Origin of the sequence: Afifella sp. YEN Y35 (assembly GCF_047553465.1) — a bacterium.
Taxonomy (GTDB): Bacteria; Pseudomonadota; Alphaproteobacteria; order Rhizobiales; family Afifellaceae; genus Afifella; species Afifella aestuarii.
In genome coordinates this window covers 1,193,083-1,206,812 of record NZ_CP180203.1, presented here as the reverse complement: position 1 = coordinate 1,206,812, position 13,730 = coordinate 1,193,083, and the positions used below count along the sequence as shown (strand labels likewise).

At 63.1% G+C, this 13,730-nt stretch carries 13 protein-coding genes; 8 read left to right on the top strand and 5 right to left on the bottom strand.

Going from position 1 to position 13,730, the window contains the following annotated elements; translation table 11 throughout:
• Positions 1-59: 59 nt before the first annotated feature.
• On the bottom strand, positions 60-1,580 hold the full coding sequence (locus tag ACK8CP_RS05825) for an undecaprenyl-phosphate glucose phosphotransferase (protein WP_414833651.1): 1,521 nt from the start codon (positions 1,578-1,580) through the stop codon (positions 60-62).
• Between the two features lie 92 nt (positions 1,581-1,672).
• Complete coding sequence (locus tag ACK8CP_RS05820; RefSeq protein ID WP_370642299.1) at positions 1,673-2,233, bottom strand: polysaccharide biosynthesis/export family protein; 561 nt, start codon at positions 2,231-2,233, stop codon at positions 1,673-1,675.
• Between the two features lie 152 nt (positions 2,234-2,385).
• Between ACK8CP_RS05820 and ACK8CP_RS05815 the strand changes: the two genes are divergently transcribed.
• A complete protein-coding gene (locus ACK8CP_RS05815; protein WP_414833650.1) occupies positions 2,386-4,467 on the top strand; it encodes a GumC family protein in 2,082 nt (693 codons plus the stop codon).
• Between the two features lie 38 nt (positions 4,468-4,505).
• Complete coding sequence (locus ACK8CP_RS05810) at positions 4,506-5,585, top strand: polysaccharide deacetylase family protein (protein WP_414833649.1); 1,080 nt, start codon at positions 4,506-4,508, stop codon at positions 5,583-5,585.
• On the opposite strand, the gene ACK8CP_RS05805 is transcribed toward ACK8CP_RS05810, so the two are convergent.
• The gene (locus ACK8CP_RS05805) at positions 5,551-5,760 is read right to left on the bottom strand and encodes a DUF2842 domain-containing protein (RefSeq protein WP_128294036.1); all 210 of its coding nucleotides are present in this window, start codon (positions 5,758-5,760) and stop codon (positions 5,551-5,553) included. The two genes, ACK8CP_RS05810 and ACK8CP_RS05805, sit on opposite strands and share 35 nt — an antisense overlap.
• 105 nt (positions 5,761-5,865) lie before the next feature.
• Here ACK8CP_RS05805 and ACK8CP_RS05800 point away from each other — a divergent pair, with 105 nt between their 5' ends.
• Genes ACK8CP_RS05800 through ACK8CP_RS05790 form a run of 3 tightly spaced genes read left to right on the top strand, consistent with a single transcriptional unit; the run spans position 5,866 to position 9,489 of the window.
• Positions 5,866-6,945, top strand: a complete 1,080-nt coding sequence (locus tag ACK8CP_RS05800; protein WP_414833648.1) for a COX15/CtaA family protein — start codon at positions 5,866-5,868, stop codon at positions 6,943-6,945.
• A 53-nt stretch (positions 6,946-6,998) separates the two neighbouring features.
• Positions 6,999-9,119 carry a molybdopterin-containing oxidoreductase family protein gene (locus ACK8CP_RS05795; protein ID WP_414833647.1) on the top strand — a complete coding sequence of 707 codons (2,121 nt, stop codon included), beginning with the start codon at positions 6,999-7,001 and terminating at the stop codon, positions 9,117-9,119.
• 46 nt (positions 9,120-9,165) lie between these two features.
• On the top strand, positions 9,166-9,489 hold the full coding sequence (locus ACK8CP_RS05790) for a hypothetical protein (protein WP_261211661.1): 324 nt from the start codon (positions 9,166-9,168) through the stop codon (positions 9,487-9,489).
• Between the two features lie 12 nt (positions 9,490-9,501).
• Here the strand turns inward: ACK8CP_RS05790 and purN are convergent, their stop codons facing one another.
• A complete protein-coding gene (gene purN / locus ACK8CP_RS05785) occupies positions 9,502-10,119 on the bottom strand; it encodes a phosphoribosylglycinamide formyltransferase (protein ID WP_414834197.1) in 618 nt (205 codons plus the stop codon).
• A gap of 41 nt (positions 10,120-10,160) precedes the next feature.
• Positions 10,161-11,231: a phosphoribosylformylglycinamidine cyclo-ligase gene (purM, locus tag ACK8CP_RS05780; RefSeq protein ID WP_414833646.1), complete on the bottom strand. Its 1,071-nt coding sequence runs from the start codon at positions 11,229-11,231 to the stop codon at positions 10,161-10,163.
• Between the two features lie 89 nt (positions 11,232-11,320).
• Between purM and ACK8CP_RS05775 the strand changes: the two genes are divergently transcribed.
• Genes ACK8CP_RS05775 through ACK8CP_RS05765 form a run of 3 tightly spaced genes read left to right on the top strand, consistent with a single transcriptional unit; the run spans position 11,321 to position 13,649 of the window.
• The gene (locus ACK8CP_RS05775) at positions 11,321-11,875 is read left to right on the top strand and encodes a CDP-alcohol phosphatidyltransferase family protein (RefSeq protein ID WP_234627945.1); all 555 of its coding nucleotides are present in this window, start codon (positions 11,321-11,323) and stop codon (positions 11,873-11,875) included.
• On the top strand, positions 11,875-12,960 hold the full coding sequence (locus ACK8CP_RS05770; RefSeq protein WP_234627946.1) for an AI-2E family transporter: 1,086 nt from the start codon (positions 11,875-11,877) through the stop codon (positions 12,958-12,960). The genes ACK8CP_RS05775 and ACK8CP_RS05770 overlap by 1 nt, the downstream gene beginning before the upstream one ends.
• Before the next feature lie 5 nt (positions 12,961-12,965).
• Entirely contained in the window at positions 12,966-13,649 is a 684-nt protein-coding gene (locus ACK8CP_RS05765; protein ID WP_414834196.1) for an HdaA/DnaA family protein, read from the top strand.
• Positions 13,650-13,730 lie beyond the last annotated feature (81 nt).

Genomic DNA, 13,730 nt, shown 5'->3' with positions numbered 1-13,730 from the left:
GCCCAAAGAAGGCCTTCGGGACCCTACGAGAGTGGGTGAGCCTCATCCCCACGCAGCTCTCAATAGGCGTTCTCGCCGGTGACGAGCCGAATCGGTGTCAAAAGCAGGATGTAGAGATCGAAAAGAACCGACCAGTTTTCGATATAGAACTGGTCATGCTCGACGCGCCGCTCGAGTTTTTCCTGCGTATCGGTTTCGCCGCGCCAGCCGTTGACCTGGGCCCAGCCGGTGATGCCCGGCTTGACGCGGTGGCGGGCGAAGTAGCCGTCGACCACCTGTTCGTAAAGCTGGTTGGCCGCCTTGGCCTGCAAGGCGTGAGGGCGGGGTCCGACGAGGGAGAGATTGCCCTTCAGGACGTTGAACAATTGCGGCAGCTCATCGAGACTCGTTTTGCGGATGAAGCGGCCGACACGCGTCACCCGCGGATCGTCCCGGCTGACGAGCTTTGCTGCGTTGAGGTCCACCTGATCGACATACATCGAGCGGAACTTGAAGACCTTGATCAGCTCGTTGTTGAAGCCGTAGCGGTCCTGACGAAAGAGAACAGGGCCCCGGCTGTCGAGTTTGATCGCGGCTGCCACCGCCAGCATCACCGGCGACAGTCCGATGAGGGCGAGGCTGGCAAAGACGATGTCGAACATCCGCTTGACGACGGAATCCCAACCCGCGATCGGCCGATCGAACAGATCCAAAAACGGCACCGAGCCGATGAAGGAATAGGAACGGGGGCGGAACCGCAGGCGCGTCGTATGCGCTGCCATGCGGATGTCGACCGGTAGCACCCAGAGCTGCTTGAGCATTTCGAGAAGCCGGTTCTCGGCCGTCAGCGGCAGGGCGATGATCAAGAGGTCGATCTGCGCCTGGCGACCGAATTCGACGAGTTCGTCGATTCGCCCGAGCAGCGGGTAGCCTTCCTGAATTGCCGGCGCACGATCACCGCCGCGGTCGTCGAAAATCCCGCAAATACGGATGTCATTCTCGGGTTCGGCGTCGAGGGCGCGGATCAGAGACACCGCTTCCGGGCCGGCCCCGACGAGAACCGCGCGACGCTCCAGGAGACCGACGCGGGTCCAGACGCGCACGAGGCGTGCGAGCAGAACACGCGCCGCCGCAAGCGCTACAAAGCCCATAAAGAACCAGGCGCCGAGCCACAGACGGGAGAAATCGTCGCCGATTTTCAGAAAGAACGCGACGAGGGTGAAGCAGGCAAACACCACCGCCCAAAGCCCGGCGGCACGACCAATGTGTTTCAGCGGATGCCTGTAGGCCGGCAGCGTGTAGCCCTTGAACGTACCGATAAGCGAGATCGTGAACACCGGCAGCAGGATCAGCGGCAGGAGATAGCGCGGAGGCAATTCACCTTCGCTGGACGCGACCCAGAAATGGTAGATCAGTGTGCCGAGGCCGACGAGCGCCGTGAAGTCCGCCAGACGCAGAAGGGCGGCGAGAAAGCCCGCAGAAACGGGCCGGTATTTGAGGTTCGCGGCAACGCGGGCTGCGGCGAGATTGAGGGCCGAGCGACCTGCTCCGGGCCGCCTTGTGCCTGGCTCATTGTCCGCCGGTGCATTGCTCGATGTCACTGTGTAAAATCCCGCTTCGGCCTCGCCGGTAGCTGTCTGTCTTGCGCGATTTTATTCAATCTGTTCCGCCTGCTAGAGTTAATCAACTCGGATCAGAACAGGCGTTCTCCGACATAGACGGTATCGCCGGCACGAATCGGCTGCGTCACGGCAAGGCGGCCTTCGTAAAGGACGCCGTTCAGCTGGCGGCTCAGCCGCACCACCCGTTCGTTCGCACGGGGCGTGAAGCCTCCAGCGACCGCGACGGCGTTCTCCACCGTCATGCCCGGCACATAGGGATACTGGCCAGGACTGCTCACTTCGCCCAGAATAAAGAAGGGGCGATACGAGGCGACCTCGACGGTCACGTCGGGATTACGCACGAAGCGGGTCGAAAGCGCGCTCTGGATGCGTCCCTCGAGCTCGTCGGTGCTGGCACCGCGCGCCGCGATCTCGCCGACGAGAGGCATCGTGACGTAGCCGGCCTGATCGACCTTGTAGACGTTGGTGAGCTCGCTCTGGTCGAAGACGACGATGCGGAGTTCATCGCCGGTATCCAGTCGATAGGGCCCTTTGACTGTCGGTGAACCAGTCGCCAACGGTGCCCGCTCGCCCATGCAAGACGCGAGAAGACAAACAAGTGTGATTATAATGGCGACACGAACCGCGTTCATTGCGAGCACCCAACCTGTGACCGGCCGGAATATGCCGCGCCATAGTTAATGCCGCGCTAAAATTGCCTGAAGCTGGAGGTATGGCGGTCGTTAACCGCCTCCTAACCGTAATCGACGCATCTTGCCGTCAGCCAGCAAGGAGTCGCCACGCTATGGCCGAGCCGCGTCCTATGGAAATGGACATTTCTGCAATTGCCGCCGCGCTGTGGCGTCGCGCCTGGCTTTTTGGCCTGGTGGCGATCCTGGTGGGGGCAGGAACCTATTTCGGTCTCTCGCTCGTCGACCCGCTTTATACTGGCGACGCACGCATTTTGATCGAGGCACGGGAATCGCCGCTGACACGGCCTCGCGACTCGGGCGCAGAAAACCTGACGGTGCAGCTGGACGAATCGGCGATTGCGAGCCAGGTCGAGGTTCTGCGTTCGCGCGACATCGCCAATACCATCATCGACAAGTTCGACCTGACGCATCGTCCGGACTTTGATCCGGCTCTCTCACCGTCTCTGATTGATACAGTCTTGATCGCCTCCGGCCTCAAAAAGGGTCCGGCGGAGAACACGATTCGGCAGCGCGTCCTGGAAACGTATTACAACCGCCTGTCCGTCTATTCTGTCGTCAAATCACGGGTGATCGCGGTCGAGTTCAATGCGCATGATCCCGAGCTCGCGGCGCAAATCGCAAATGCCGTCGCGGAAGCATTCGTGAACCTGCAAAGCGAAGCCAAGAGGCAGTCGACGTCAGCTGCGACCGCATGGCTGCAGACCGAGATCGACCGCTTGCGCGAGCGGGTCGAGGAGGCGGAAGGCGCGGTCGCTGCCTACCGCTCCGAGAACAACCTGTTCGACGTCAATACGTCGAGCCAGCCGGAAACGACCCTGCAGAAGCAGGAGCTGAGCGAGCTCAATGCGGAGCTCGGTCGTGCCAAGGCCGCACAGTCGGAAGCTCAGTCGCGGGCCGAACTGCTGCGCTCGCTGCTGCGCGAGGGGAGCTCCTTCGATTCCGCCGAAGAGGTTCTGAATTCACAGCTGATCCAGCGGCTCCGCGAGCGCCAGGTCGCCTTGCGCGCCCAGATCGCAGAACTGTCGACGAGCCTTCTGCCGCAGCATCCGCGTCTGCAGGCCCTGCGCAGCCAGCTGGCGGATCTCGATGGGCAGGTTCGCACAGAAGTCCGCAAGATCCTGCAATCGCTGGAGACCGCCGCGCGCGTCGCGAGCGCCCGCGTGACTTCGCTCGAAGCGAGGCTGAATGAGGCGAAAGCCGCGGTCGCCCGCTCCAACGAGGAAAGCATCGAGCTCCGCGCGCTGGAGCGCGAAGCTGCCGCGCAACGCGATCTCCTGGAGACCTTCCTCGCGCGCTACCGGGAAGCGGCCGCGCGCACCGATTCCAATTATCTGCCGGCCGACGCACGGATCATTTCGCGGGCGATCCCACCGCGGCGTCCCTCCTGGCCGAAGAAAGGGCTGCTGACGGCCGCAGCCGTCCTCGGTTCCCTGTTCCTCGCCATGGCCATCGTCATTGTGCGCGAATTCGCTTCTGGTCGTGCGTTTCGTCCACTGGATGACATCGAGGTGCCGCCGGCCGGCGAGGTTCCGGCAGAGCCTCTCCTTGTCCTTGGCGCGATTCCCCCGGGCGGAACGCCGAGCCTCGATGCGGCGAAGGAAATCCCAGGCCTGGAAGAGCTCGCCGATCTCATTGCGACGGAAGGATTGAAAACGGTCCTGTTTGCCGGAGACGGTGGCCCAACTGCTGGCGATGCGGCCTTGGGTGCATGTCGGCTTGCAGTCCGTACGGCCTCGTTGCGGATCATTCTGCTCGATATCGGGGTCGAACCGGCCTCGGCGCTCGACCGCGACGGAGGCCCCGGCCTGGGCGATCTGTTAAGCGGGGATGCGCCGTTCGGCGACGCCATCCGCCTCGACGGCGATAGCCGCGTCCATTTCATCCCTCTCGGCTCGATGGCCGAGGATCCGCCCTTGCAGCGCCTCAGCCTCGTCATCGGAGCCTTGAGCAACACGTATGACCGTGTGGTTCTTCTGGCCGACCGTTTCGAGGATTGGCCGAGCGATTACGTGCGGCCGGATCTCGCTGTCATCGTCTGTGACGAAGACATGGGCGCGGAGGCACGCCGCAGACTTCACCGGCAGGCGATGGAGGCGGGTGCGCGCAACGCCATTCTTCTGCAGCGCTCGAGTGAAGAAGGTGCAGAGCCGCAGGCGGCGGAAGAGGCGGCCTGAAAGGCCGTCGCAGCACGTACCGAAAGCGGGGGCATGAGGTGAGCCGACGTCACCAGGCGATTCACGCGGCGCTGAAAACTCTCGCCGCCAGCAAGGCGACGCGATGGTTGCCGGCGGACCCCAAGAGCAGCGGGCTCGTTCTCACTCTTCACGAAGTGAAGCCGGGACTGCCCGCTGCGTTCGCGCCCAATGCCGGGCTCGTAATCGCGCCCGATTTCCTGGATGCGCTTCTGAGGCTCCTAAAGCGGGCGGATCGGCGGATCCTGCCTCTTGGCGAAATGGTGGCCAACCAGATCGCGGGACGTGCGTCGCCGAATGATGTGGCGATCACGCTCGATGACGGCTTCCGTAACAATCTCGAAGAGGCGCTTCCTGTCTTCCAGCGGCATCAGGCGCCGTTCACCGCCTTCATCTGCGCAGGCTTTTGCGATCGTAGCGCTGCACCCTGGTGGGTCGCTCTGGAACGCATGATCGCAGTGCATTCGGAATTCGGTCTGAAAGGCGAGGGGTCGGGGCTCATGCCGACCTCAACGACAGAAGAGAAGTACGCTGCCTTTGCCGCATGGCGGCATGCGCTCCTGTTCGAGCTGGACGGCCTGCGACACCGCGAGGTCATGGCGCGCCTTTACGAAGCTCATGAGTTCGATGAACGAGCGCTGACGGAGGAATTGGTTCTGGATTGGGACGGGGTGCGGCGGCTTGCAGAAGATCCGCTCGCGACGATCGGTGCCCACACCATGACCCATCCGGCCCTCGCCAGGTTGCCTGCCGATGGCGCGCTTGCAGAAATCCGGGAAAGTGCCGACCGCATTGAACAGGAGACGGGAAGAAGGCCCGACCTTCTGGCCTATCCCTACGGATTTGCGGGTGCTGTCGGAGGGCGTGAGGCCGAGCTTGCCGCACAGGCGGGAATGACGGCCGCCTTCCTGACGAGGCCCGGCACGCTTCGGCCGTCTTCCGATCCGCGCTTCCTGCCGCGGGTTTCGGTGAACGGCTATTACCAGGACGTCGATCTGCAGGAGGTTTTGCTCGCCCCGGGGCTGTGGCGGATCGCGGAGCCGCTCTTGGAGGCGAAAAATGCGCTCAGGCGCGGTCGGGACGTGCCATCCACCAGATGATAGCCCCGGCCGGGATCACCCAGGCGATCCCGGCGACCGCATAATAGGCAAGCTGCACGAGCCCGCTGGTGCCGGGAAGCTTCGCAGCTCCGATCGTCATCGCGGTGAGGCTGTAGAAGATCACCCACACGACAAGAAAAACGGTGCCGATCGGTTTGCGGTATTTCTGGCGCATAGAGGCAGCTAGCCGCAATGGACGTGGTTTTCAATCTCTTGTGCCGGGCCGCGGTGTCGCGTAGGCGAGAACTGGCCCACAGGCATATCAGACGGGACGACGCCGATGTCCTTTGACGACAGCATTTTGCCCTTTGCGCAGAGTTCCTTTGGGCCGCGTTCCGAAAAACTTGGCTCGTCGTGGATGCGGCTGCGCAGCGTCAGGCTTTGGCTGGCGATCCTGACCTTTCTGGTCTTCGTCATGGTGCTTGTGGGGGGCATGACGCGGCTGACCGATTCCGGTCTTTCGATCACAGAATGGAAGCCGGTCGTGGGCGCCGTGCCGCCGATGTCCGACCAGGCCTGGAGCGAGGAGTTCAATCGTTACCGGGCGACCTCCCAATACGAGCTGATGAACCGGGGTATGAGCCTTGGCGAGTTCAAACGGATTTACTGGTGGGAGTGGACGCATCGCCAGCTGGGTCGGTTCATCGGTGCGGTCTATCTCGTCGGCCTTGTCGGCTTCGCCATCACCCGGAAACTGACGCTCCGGCTCGGCCTATGGCTTTTCGCCGGCGGGCTCCTTCTCGGGCTTCAAGGCCTGGTCGGCTGGATCATGGTCGCGTCGGGTCTGAAACCGGGAATGATCGCAGTCGCCCCCGTCAAACTGTCGTTGCATCTGACGCTCGCGAGCCTGTTCTTTGCCTTCTTGATTGGCACGCATGCGCGCCTCGGTGGCGCGGAGGCTGTGCGGCGCGCAACCGCCGGCACTGTTGCGGCCTGGCTGATCGCTGTCGCGGCGCTCGTTCAGATCGCCCTCGGAGGCCTCGTCGCAGGCCACGATGCCGGCCTGACCTACAACACCTGGCCGCTGATGGACGGACGCTTCGTACCCGCCGGCCTTCTTGCGATGCAGCCGCTTTGGCACAATTTCACCGACAACATCACGACCGTTCAGTTTGATCACCGCATCGGCGGCTACGTGCTGGCCACACTCGTGATCGGATACGGTCTCTTGCGCCTTGCACTCCGCCGATGGTCCTCGGATCTCGCGCTGATCATGGCCGTCGTCATCGGTCAGGTGGCTCTCGGAATTCTGGCGCTCATTCTCGTCGTTCCCTGGCCGATCGCACTCGCCCACCAGGCGATGGCGCTGATCCTGTTCGGTCTGCTCGTGCGGCATGCGGCAAGACCCGCCTCCAGCTGAACAGCTTGACCTGCCGGAACTGGTAAGCGACTGTCGTCGCTTGGAGATTTCGAATGAATGACATGACGCCGGTGACAACCGGCCATTCCGCCTGCCCGCACGACTGCCCTTCGACCTGTGCACTTGACGTGGAAATTCTGCCTGATGGGCGCGTCGGCAGGCTCAGGGGTAATTCCGAGAACGATTATACGGCTGGCGTGATCTGCGCCAAGGTTGCGCGCTATGCGGAGCGGCTGCACCACCCGGACAGACTCACCAAGGCCCTGAAGCGCAAGGGCGCCAAAGGGGATGGCACGTGGCAGGAGATCTCCGTCGAGGAAGCGCTCGACGAGATTGCCGAGGCTTTCGTCAAGGCCGAGGCGAGACACGGGTCCGAAGCCGTCTGGCCCTATTATTATGCTGGGACGATGGGATTGGTGCAGCGCGACGGGCTCGACCGCCTTCGCCACGTCAAGCGCTATTCCGGAGAATTCGGGTCGATCTGCACCAACATGGCTTGGACGGGCTATGTGGCCGGGACCGGCAGCCTGACCGGACCCGACCCGCGCGAGATCGCAAAAGCCGATCTCGTCGTCATCTGGGGCACCAACGCGGTCGCGACGCAGGTCAATGTGATGACCCATGCGACGACAGCACGGAAGACCCGGGGAGCGAAGCTCGTCGTCGTCGACGTCTATGAAAACGCCACGATGCGGCAGGCGGACCTTGCGCTGTGTCTGAGACCAGGCACCGACGCGGCGCTTGCCTGCGCCGTCATGCATGTTCTCTTCCGTGACGGTCATGCCGACTGGGACTATCTCAATCGCTTCAGCGATCGTCCTCGGGATTTTGCCCGCCACCTTGAGGACAAGACGCCGGAATGGGCATCTGCCATCACCGGTGTCACCGTCGAGGACATCGAGACGTTCGCCGCCTGGATCGGCAAGACGCCCAAAACCTTCATGCGCCTCGGTTACGGCTTTACGCGCAGCCGCAACGGCGCCGTCGCCATGCATGCCGCCTCCTGCATCGCCACTGTCACAGGCGCCTGGCGCCATGAGGGGGGCGGGGCCTTTCACAACAACGGCGGGATTTATCATCTCGACGAGACGATGATCGCCGGTCTCGATCGCCTGGATCCCTCCGTGCGCATGCTCGACCAGTCACGCATCGGTCCGATCCTTTGCGGCAACGACGCCGATCTGAAGGGCGGTCCTCCCGTCGGCGCCATGCTCATTCAAAACACCAACCCGATGAACGTGGCGCCTGACCAGGAACAGGTGCGGCGAGGCTTCCTGCGCGACGATCTCTTCGTTGCCGTGCATGAGCAGTTCATGACGGACACCGCAGAAATGGCCGACATCGTCCTGCCGGCGACGATGTTTCTGGAGCACGACGACATCTACAAGGGTGGAGGTCACCAGAACATACTGTTCGGTCCGAAGCTCGTCGAACCGCCGCAGGGCTGCGTCACGAACCATCAGGTCGTGACGGGCCTCGCAAAGCGTCTTGGCGCGGAGCATCCCGGCTTCGCCATGAGCGCACGCGAGCACATCGATTGGCTGCTGAAGGCCTCGGGCTGGGGTGACCTTGCGAGGCTTGAAACGAACAAATGGATCGATTGTCAGCCGGGCTTTGAGGAGGCGCATTATCTCAAGGGCTTCGGCTTTCCCGATGGCAAGTTCCGTTTCGCGCCGGATTGGGGTCGTTTCGCGGCGCCGAACCGTCCGCAGGACGGCCAGGCGCTCGGCCCGTGGGAATCTCTGCCCGAGTTTCCCGATCAGTGGGAGGCAATCGAGACCGCCGATGAGGAGTATCCGTTCCGCCTCGTCACCGCGCCGGCCCGTTCATTCTTGAATTCCACCTTCTCCGAAACGCCGTCGGGCCAGACGCGCGAGAAGCGGCCCGAGGTGATGATGCATCCACTCGACGCGGAGGCTGCCCACCTGAACGACGGAGATCTCGTGGAGCTCACCAGTCGGCGCGGCGCCTGCCGGCTGCATATGCGGCTGAGTGACGGTCAGCAGCGCGGCACTCTCATTGCGGAGGGCATCTGGCCGAATTCCGCGCACCAAGGAGGGCGCGGCATCAATGCCCTGACAGGCGCCGATGCGGTTGCGCCTTATGGCGGTGCGGCCTTTCACGACAATGCGGTGCGAATTGCGCCCTGTGTTGCGGTGGCGCCGCTTGACTGAATGGGGAGTGCGGAGAATATCGCGCCTCCTTTTTCGGAGATCAAAGATGCGCGTCTCAGCGGTTCCTGCTTTCGTTTTTGCCACGCTTGCGCTGGCGGCCTGCCAGGGAGGTTCCGCGCCTACGACCCTGCCAGCCGGCATGACGCATGAGACGGTGCGCAATCGTCTCGCCGACGCGTGCGTTTACGCCGAATGGCGCAAGCGGGAAGGGGACGCGCTGAAGACCGTCACGCGGGATTGTTCGTGCCTAGCCAAGCGGCTGGAGCCGCAGATGAGCGAACCCGAAGCTGCCGCCTTCGTCGCAACTGGTCAGATCCCGAAGACGACCCAACCCAAATACGTTCAGGCTTTCGAGACCTGCACCCGCTGAGGCGGCTGATCCTCAATCCCGTGGGGCATCGGAGGGCACGATCAAGACGCTGTCCTCTGGCGTCGGCAGCCCCTCGAGAATGACCTTCTCGGCCACGACCCGGGCTTTGCGCCCGGCGACCCAGGAAAGCGCGAGCGGATAGATCCGATGCTCGGCTGCGAGGACGCGCGCGGCCAGGGTTTCTGCGGTGTCGTCGGCAAGCACCGGCACGGCACCTTGAACGATGATCGGTCCATCGTCCATCTCTGCGCGGACGTAGTGGACCGTTGCTCCGTGCACGCGCACGCCCGTCGCCAGCGCACGTTCATGCGTTCGCAGACCTCGAAAGGACGGCAGGAGCGACGGGTGGATGTTGATCACCCGATTGCGCCATCCCTCGACGAATTCATCGGACAGAAGGCGCATGAAGCCCGCCAGACAGATGAGTTCAATTCCGGCCTCGCGCAGCATCGTGTCGAGTGCGGCTTCAAACGCTTCGCGGCTTTCATAATCCCCATGCGGGAGGACCGCGGTGGCAATGCCCGCATCGGCGGCATAAGCGAGACCCGCAGCGTCCGCGCGATTGGAAAGGACCAGTTCGATCGAGGCGGGAAAGTCGGGCTTTTGCGCCGCATCGACGAGGGCGCGCATATTGCTGCCGCGCCCGGAAATCAAAATCGCTGTTTTCACTGTTACTTCTCGTCCAGCGCGAGCTTGCCTTCGAACACGACGGCGGCGTCTTTCCGTGGCTCGATCTCGCCGAGACGGAAGGTCTTTTCACCCGCTTCCGTCAGATGCGCCGTGATCCGCTCAGCCGCATCGGCCTCTGCGATGACGACCATACCGACACCGCAATTGAACGTGCGCAGAAGCTCAGCCTCTTCGATCGGGCCGCTCTTGGCGAGCCAGGGGAAAACCGGCGGCAGCGGGATCTCGTCGAGATGGATGCGAACCGCCTGCCCATCGGGCAAGACTCTTGGCAGGTTCTCCGGCAATCCGCCGCCGGTGATATGCGCCAGCGCCTTGACCGCGCCCGTCTCGCGGATCGCCGAAAGGAGAGGGCGGACATAGATGCGGGTCGGCTCCAAAAGCGCCTCCGCAAGGCTCCTGCCAGGCTCAAACGGTGCCGGAGCGTGCCAGACGAGGCCGCTTTTCTCGACCACCCGGCGGACCAGCGAAAAGCCGTTCGAATGAACGCCGCTCGCGCCGACGCCGATCACCACGTCTCCGGCCTTCACCGCGCGTGGCAGAATCGCTTCCCGTTCGACGGCCCCCACCGAGAACCCGGCGAGATCATAATCTCCGGCGGCATATAGTCCCGGCAGTTCCGCCGTCTCGCCGCCGACAAGGGCGGCACCCGCCTGTCGGCAACCTTCGGCGATGCCCGCGACCACGGATGCCGCCTCGTCGACCGAGAGAGCTCCGGATGCGAAATAATCGAGGAAGAAGAGAGGCTCTGCGCCCTGGACGATCAGATCGTTGACGCACATCGCAACGAGATCGATCCCAACCGTGTCGTGATGTCCGCTCTCGATGGCGATTTTGAGCTTCGTGCCGACGCCATCCGTCGCCGCCACCAGCACCGGATCGCGGTAACCGGTCTCCTTGAGATCGAAAAGCGCGCCGAAACCGCCAAGTCCGCCCATGACGCCGGCACGCCGGGTGCTGACGGCAAGCGGCTTGATGCGGTCGACGAGCGCTGCGCCCGCGTCGATATCGACGCCGGCCTGGCGATAGCTGAGTGTGGTGCGGTCTTCCCCCATGGCTCGAAAGCGGGTAGAGGCGATAGCCTGAATTTGCAAGCGGCGTTGTGCCATTAGGCACTGCGTTTTGGCTCCAGGCACCGTTCTCCTTGACCCTTCCCAACTTCATCACACTCGCGCGGCTCGTCTCCGTTCCGTTGATCGTCTGGTTGATCGTGATCCAGAATTGGACGGGCGCGACCGTCGTCTTCGTTCTCGCAGGGATCAGCGACGGCATCGACGGCCTGATCGCCAAGCGCTTCGGTGCGTCGTCCGATCTCGGCGCCTATCTCGATCCGATTGCCGACAAGGCGCTCCTCGTCTCGCTGTTTCTCGTGCTGGGGTTCCAGGCCGTTCTGCCGCCATGGCTGATAATCCTCGTCGTCAGCCGGGACATTCTCATCGTCGGCGGCGTGATCCTCGCATGGATGCTCGTCAATCCGATCGCCATGCGGCCGCTCTGGGTGTCGAAATTCAACACGACCGCCCAGATCGTTCTCCTCGCGCTGGTTCTCGCCGAACATGCCGGCATCAAATCGCTTTCGATCGCAATCTGGCCGATGATCATCACAACGGCCGGCTTGACCGTCGGCTCAGCCGGTGCCTATCTCGCGGAGTGGCTGCGCCACATGGCCGGCGAGGAGCCACGGCGGGAGGAAGGCTGATGTCGGCCCAGCGTCAGGCGATCTTCTGGCTGGGAGCGCTCGCCGCTCTCATCGTTTTCCTTTGGCTTTTCAGCGGCATCCTATTGCCGTTCCTGCTCGGCATGGCACTCGCTTATTTTCTCGATCCGGTCGCGGACTGGCTCGAGCGGCTCGGCATGAACCGCCTTCTGGCGACCCTCGCGATCCTGATCTTCGCACTCTTGCTGTTCATTGTGGTGTTGGTCGCGATCATCCCGCCGCTGATCGGTCAGGCGAGCGATTTTGCCGACAGGCTGCCCAATCTCATCGAGCGCCTGCGGCATCTCGCAAGCGAGATATTTGCCTCGCCGCTCGCGAAATATCTTCCATCCGGCGGAGAGTTCAACGCCGAGCCGCTTCTGAAGAGCGCCGCCACCTGGATGGCGGGCCTGGTATCCTCGCTTCTCGCCGGAGGTCAGGCGCTGATCAGTGTCGTCAGCCTGTTTATCGTGACGCCCGTCGTTGCCTTCTACCTTCTCTACGATTGGGACCGGATGGTGAAGATGGTCGACAGCTATCTTCCGCGCGACCACGCCGATGTCATCCGAGAATTGGCGGCGGACGTCGATCAGGCGCTCTCAGGTTTTCTCCGGGGGCAGGGGCTCGTCTGCACGCTCCTGGGCGGCTTCTACGTCGTCAGTCTGACCGCGGTCGGGCTCAATTTCGGGCTTCTGATCGGCGTCGTCGCGGGCGTCATCAACTTCATTCCCTATATCGGCTCGACCGTGGGCTTCATTCTGGCTGTCGGTGTGGCACTCGTGCAGTTCTGGCCGGAATGGCCCTGGATCGTCGTGGTCGCGGGCGTGTTCGTCACAGGGCAGGTCGTTGAAGGCAACCTTCTGCAGCCGCGCATCGTCGGCCATTCCGTCGGTGTGCATCCCGTCTGGCTGATGTTTGCGATGTTCGCCTTCGGTGCGCTGTTCGGCTTCGTCGGCCTGCTTGTCGCGGTCCCCGTCACGGCCGCCATCGGCGTGCTTGTCCGCTTCGGCCTCGAGCAATACCGGGAGAGCCGGATCTATCTCGGCACTGGCGATCCGCCGCCACCACCTCCAAGCGAGCTGCAGTGAACGCCATGATCTCGCAACGTCAGATCCCGATCCCGCTCGCGCATGAAGCCGCCTACGACAGCGACAGCTATCTGGTGACGGAAGCGAACCGTGCGGCCTACGAGGTCATCATGAGCTGGCCGAACTGGTCCGCGCCAGTCGTGCTGTTGTGCGGACCTGAAGGCTCCGGCAAAACCCATCTCGCCAGCCTCTGGGCGGAAAGAGCAGGGGCCGTGATCGTCGCGGGAGCGACGCTTGAAGAGAGAGAGGTGGGCGGCCCCGGCCGGCCCGTTCTCGTGGAAGATGTCGCCGCCGACGAAGTTCCCGAGCGCGCACTTTTCCATCTGATCAACCGGGCGCGTGAAGAAGGTTTTACGATCCTCATCACGGCACGCGAACCTCTCGCGCGTTGGCAGCTGTCGCTGAAAGACCTGATCTCGCGCCTGCGGCTTGCGATCCCCATCTCCATCGACCGGCCCGATGAACCCTTGTTGCGACAGGTTCTGGTCAAACTTTTCAGCGACCGTCAGCTTTCGGTGGAGCGCAACGTCGTCGACTACATGGTCGTCCGGATGGAACGCTCGCTGCGCGAGGCCCAGGCGCTCGTCGCAGCCATCGACGAAGAGGCGCTGAGCGAAGGACGGCGTATCACGCGACCTCTCGTTGCGCAGGTTCTCGCGAGCCGTGAAAACCAGGTGATCGGCTCCTGAGGTGCAAGAGCTTGGTTTCCGCGAGTGTCATCCAAGTGTTACGCTCCGCTGCGATCACGCGGTTCGCAGACTGAGAGAGGA

Bases quoted from the DNA above. Each gene is read 5' to 3' on its own strand.
- ACK8CP_RS05820 (WP_370642299.1), bottom strand. From the start codon at position 2,233: ATGAACGCGGTTCGTGTCGCCATTATAATCACACTTGTTTGTCTTCTC.
- ACK8CP_RS05815 (WP_414833650.1), top strand. From the start codon at position 2,386: ATGGCCGAGCCGCGTCCTATGGAAATGGACATTTCTGCAATTGCCGCC.
- ACK8CP_RS05805 (WP_128294036.1), bottom strand. From the start codon at position 5,760: ATGCGCCAGAAATACCGCAAACCGATCGGCACCGTTTTTCTTGTCGTG.
- ACK8CP_RS05800 (WP_414833648.1), top strand. From the start codon at position 5,866: ATGTCCTTTGACGACAGCATTTTGCCCTTTGCGCAGAGTTCCTTTGGG.
- ACK8CP_RS05795 (WP_414833647.1), top strand. From the start codon at position 6,999: ATGAATGACATGACGCCGGTGACAACCGGCCATTCCGCCTGCCCGCAC.
- ACK8CP_RS05790 (WP_261211661.1), top strand. From the start codon at position 9,166: ATGCGCGTCTCAGCGGTTCCTGCTTTCGTTTTTGCCACGCTTGCGCTG.
- purN (WP_414834197.1), bottom strand. From the start codon at position 10,119: ATGCGCGCCCTCGTCGATGCGGCGCAAAAGCCCGACTTTCCCGCCTCG.
- purM (WP_414833646.1), bottom strand. From the start codon at position 11,231: ATGGGGGAAGACCGCACCACACTCAGCTATCGCCAGGCCGGCGTCGAT.
- ACK8CP_RS05770 (WP_234627946.1), top strand. From the start codon at position 11,875: ATGTCGGCCCAGCGTCAGGCGATCTTCTGGCTGGGAGCGCTCGCCGCT.
- ACK8CP_RS05765 (WP_414834196.1), top strand. From the start codon at position 12,966: ATGATCTCGCAACGTCAGATCCCGATCCCGCTCGCGCATGAAGCCGCC.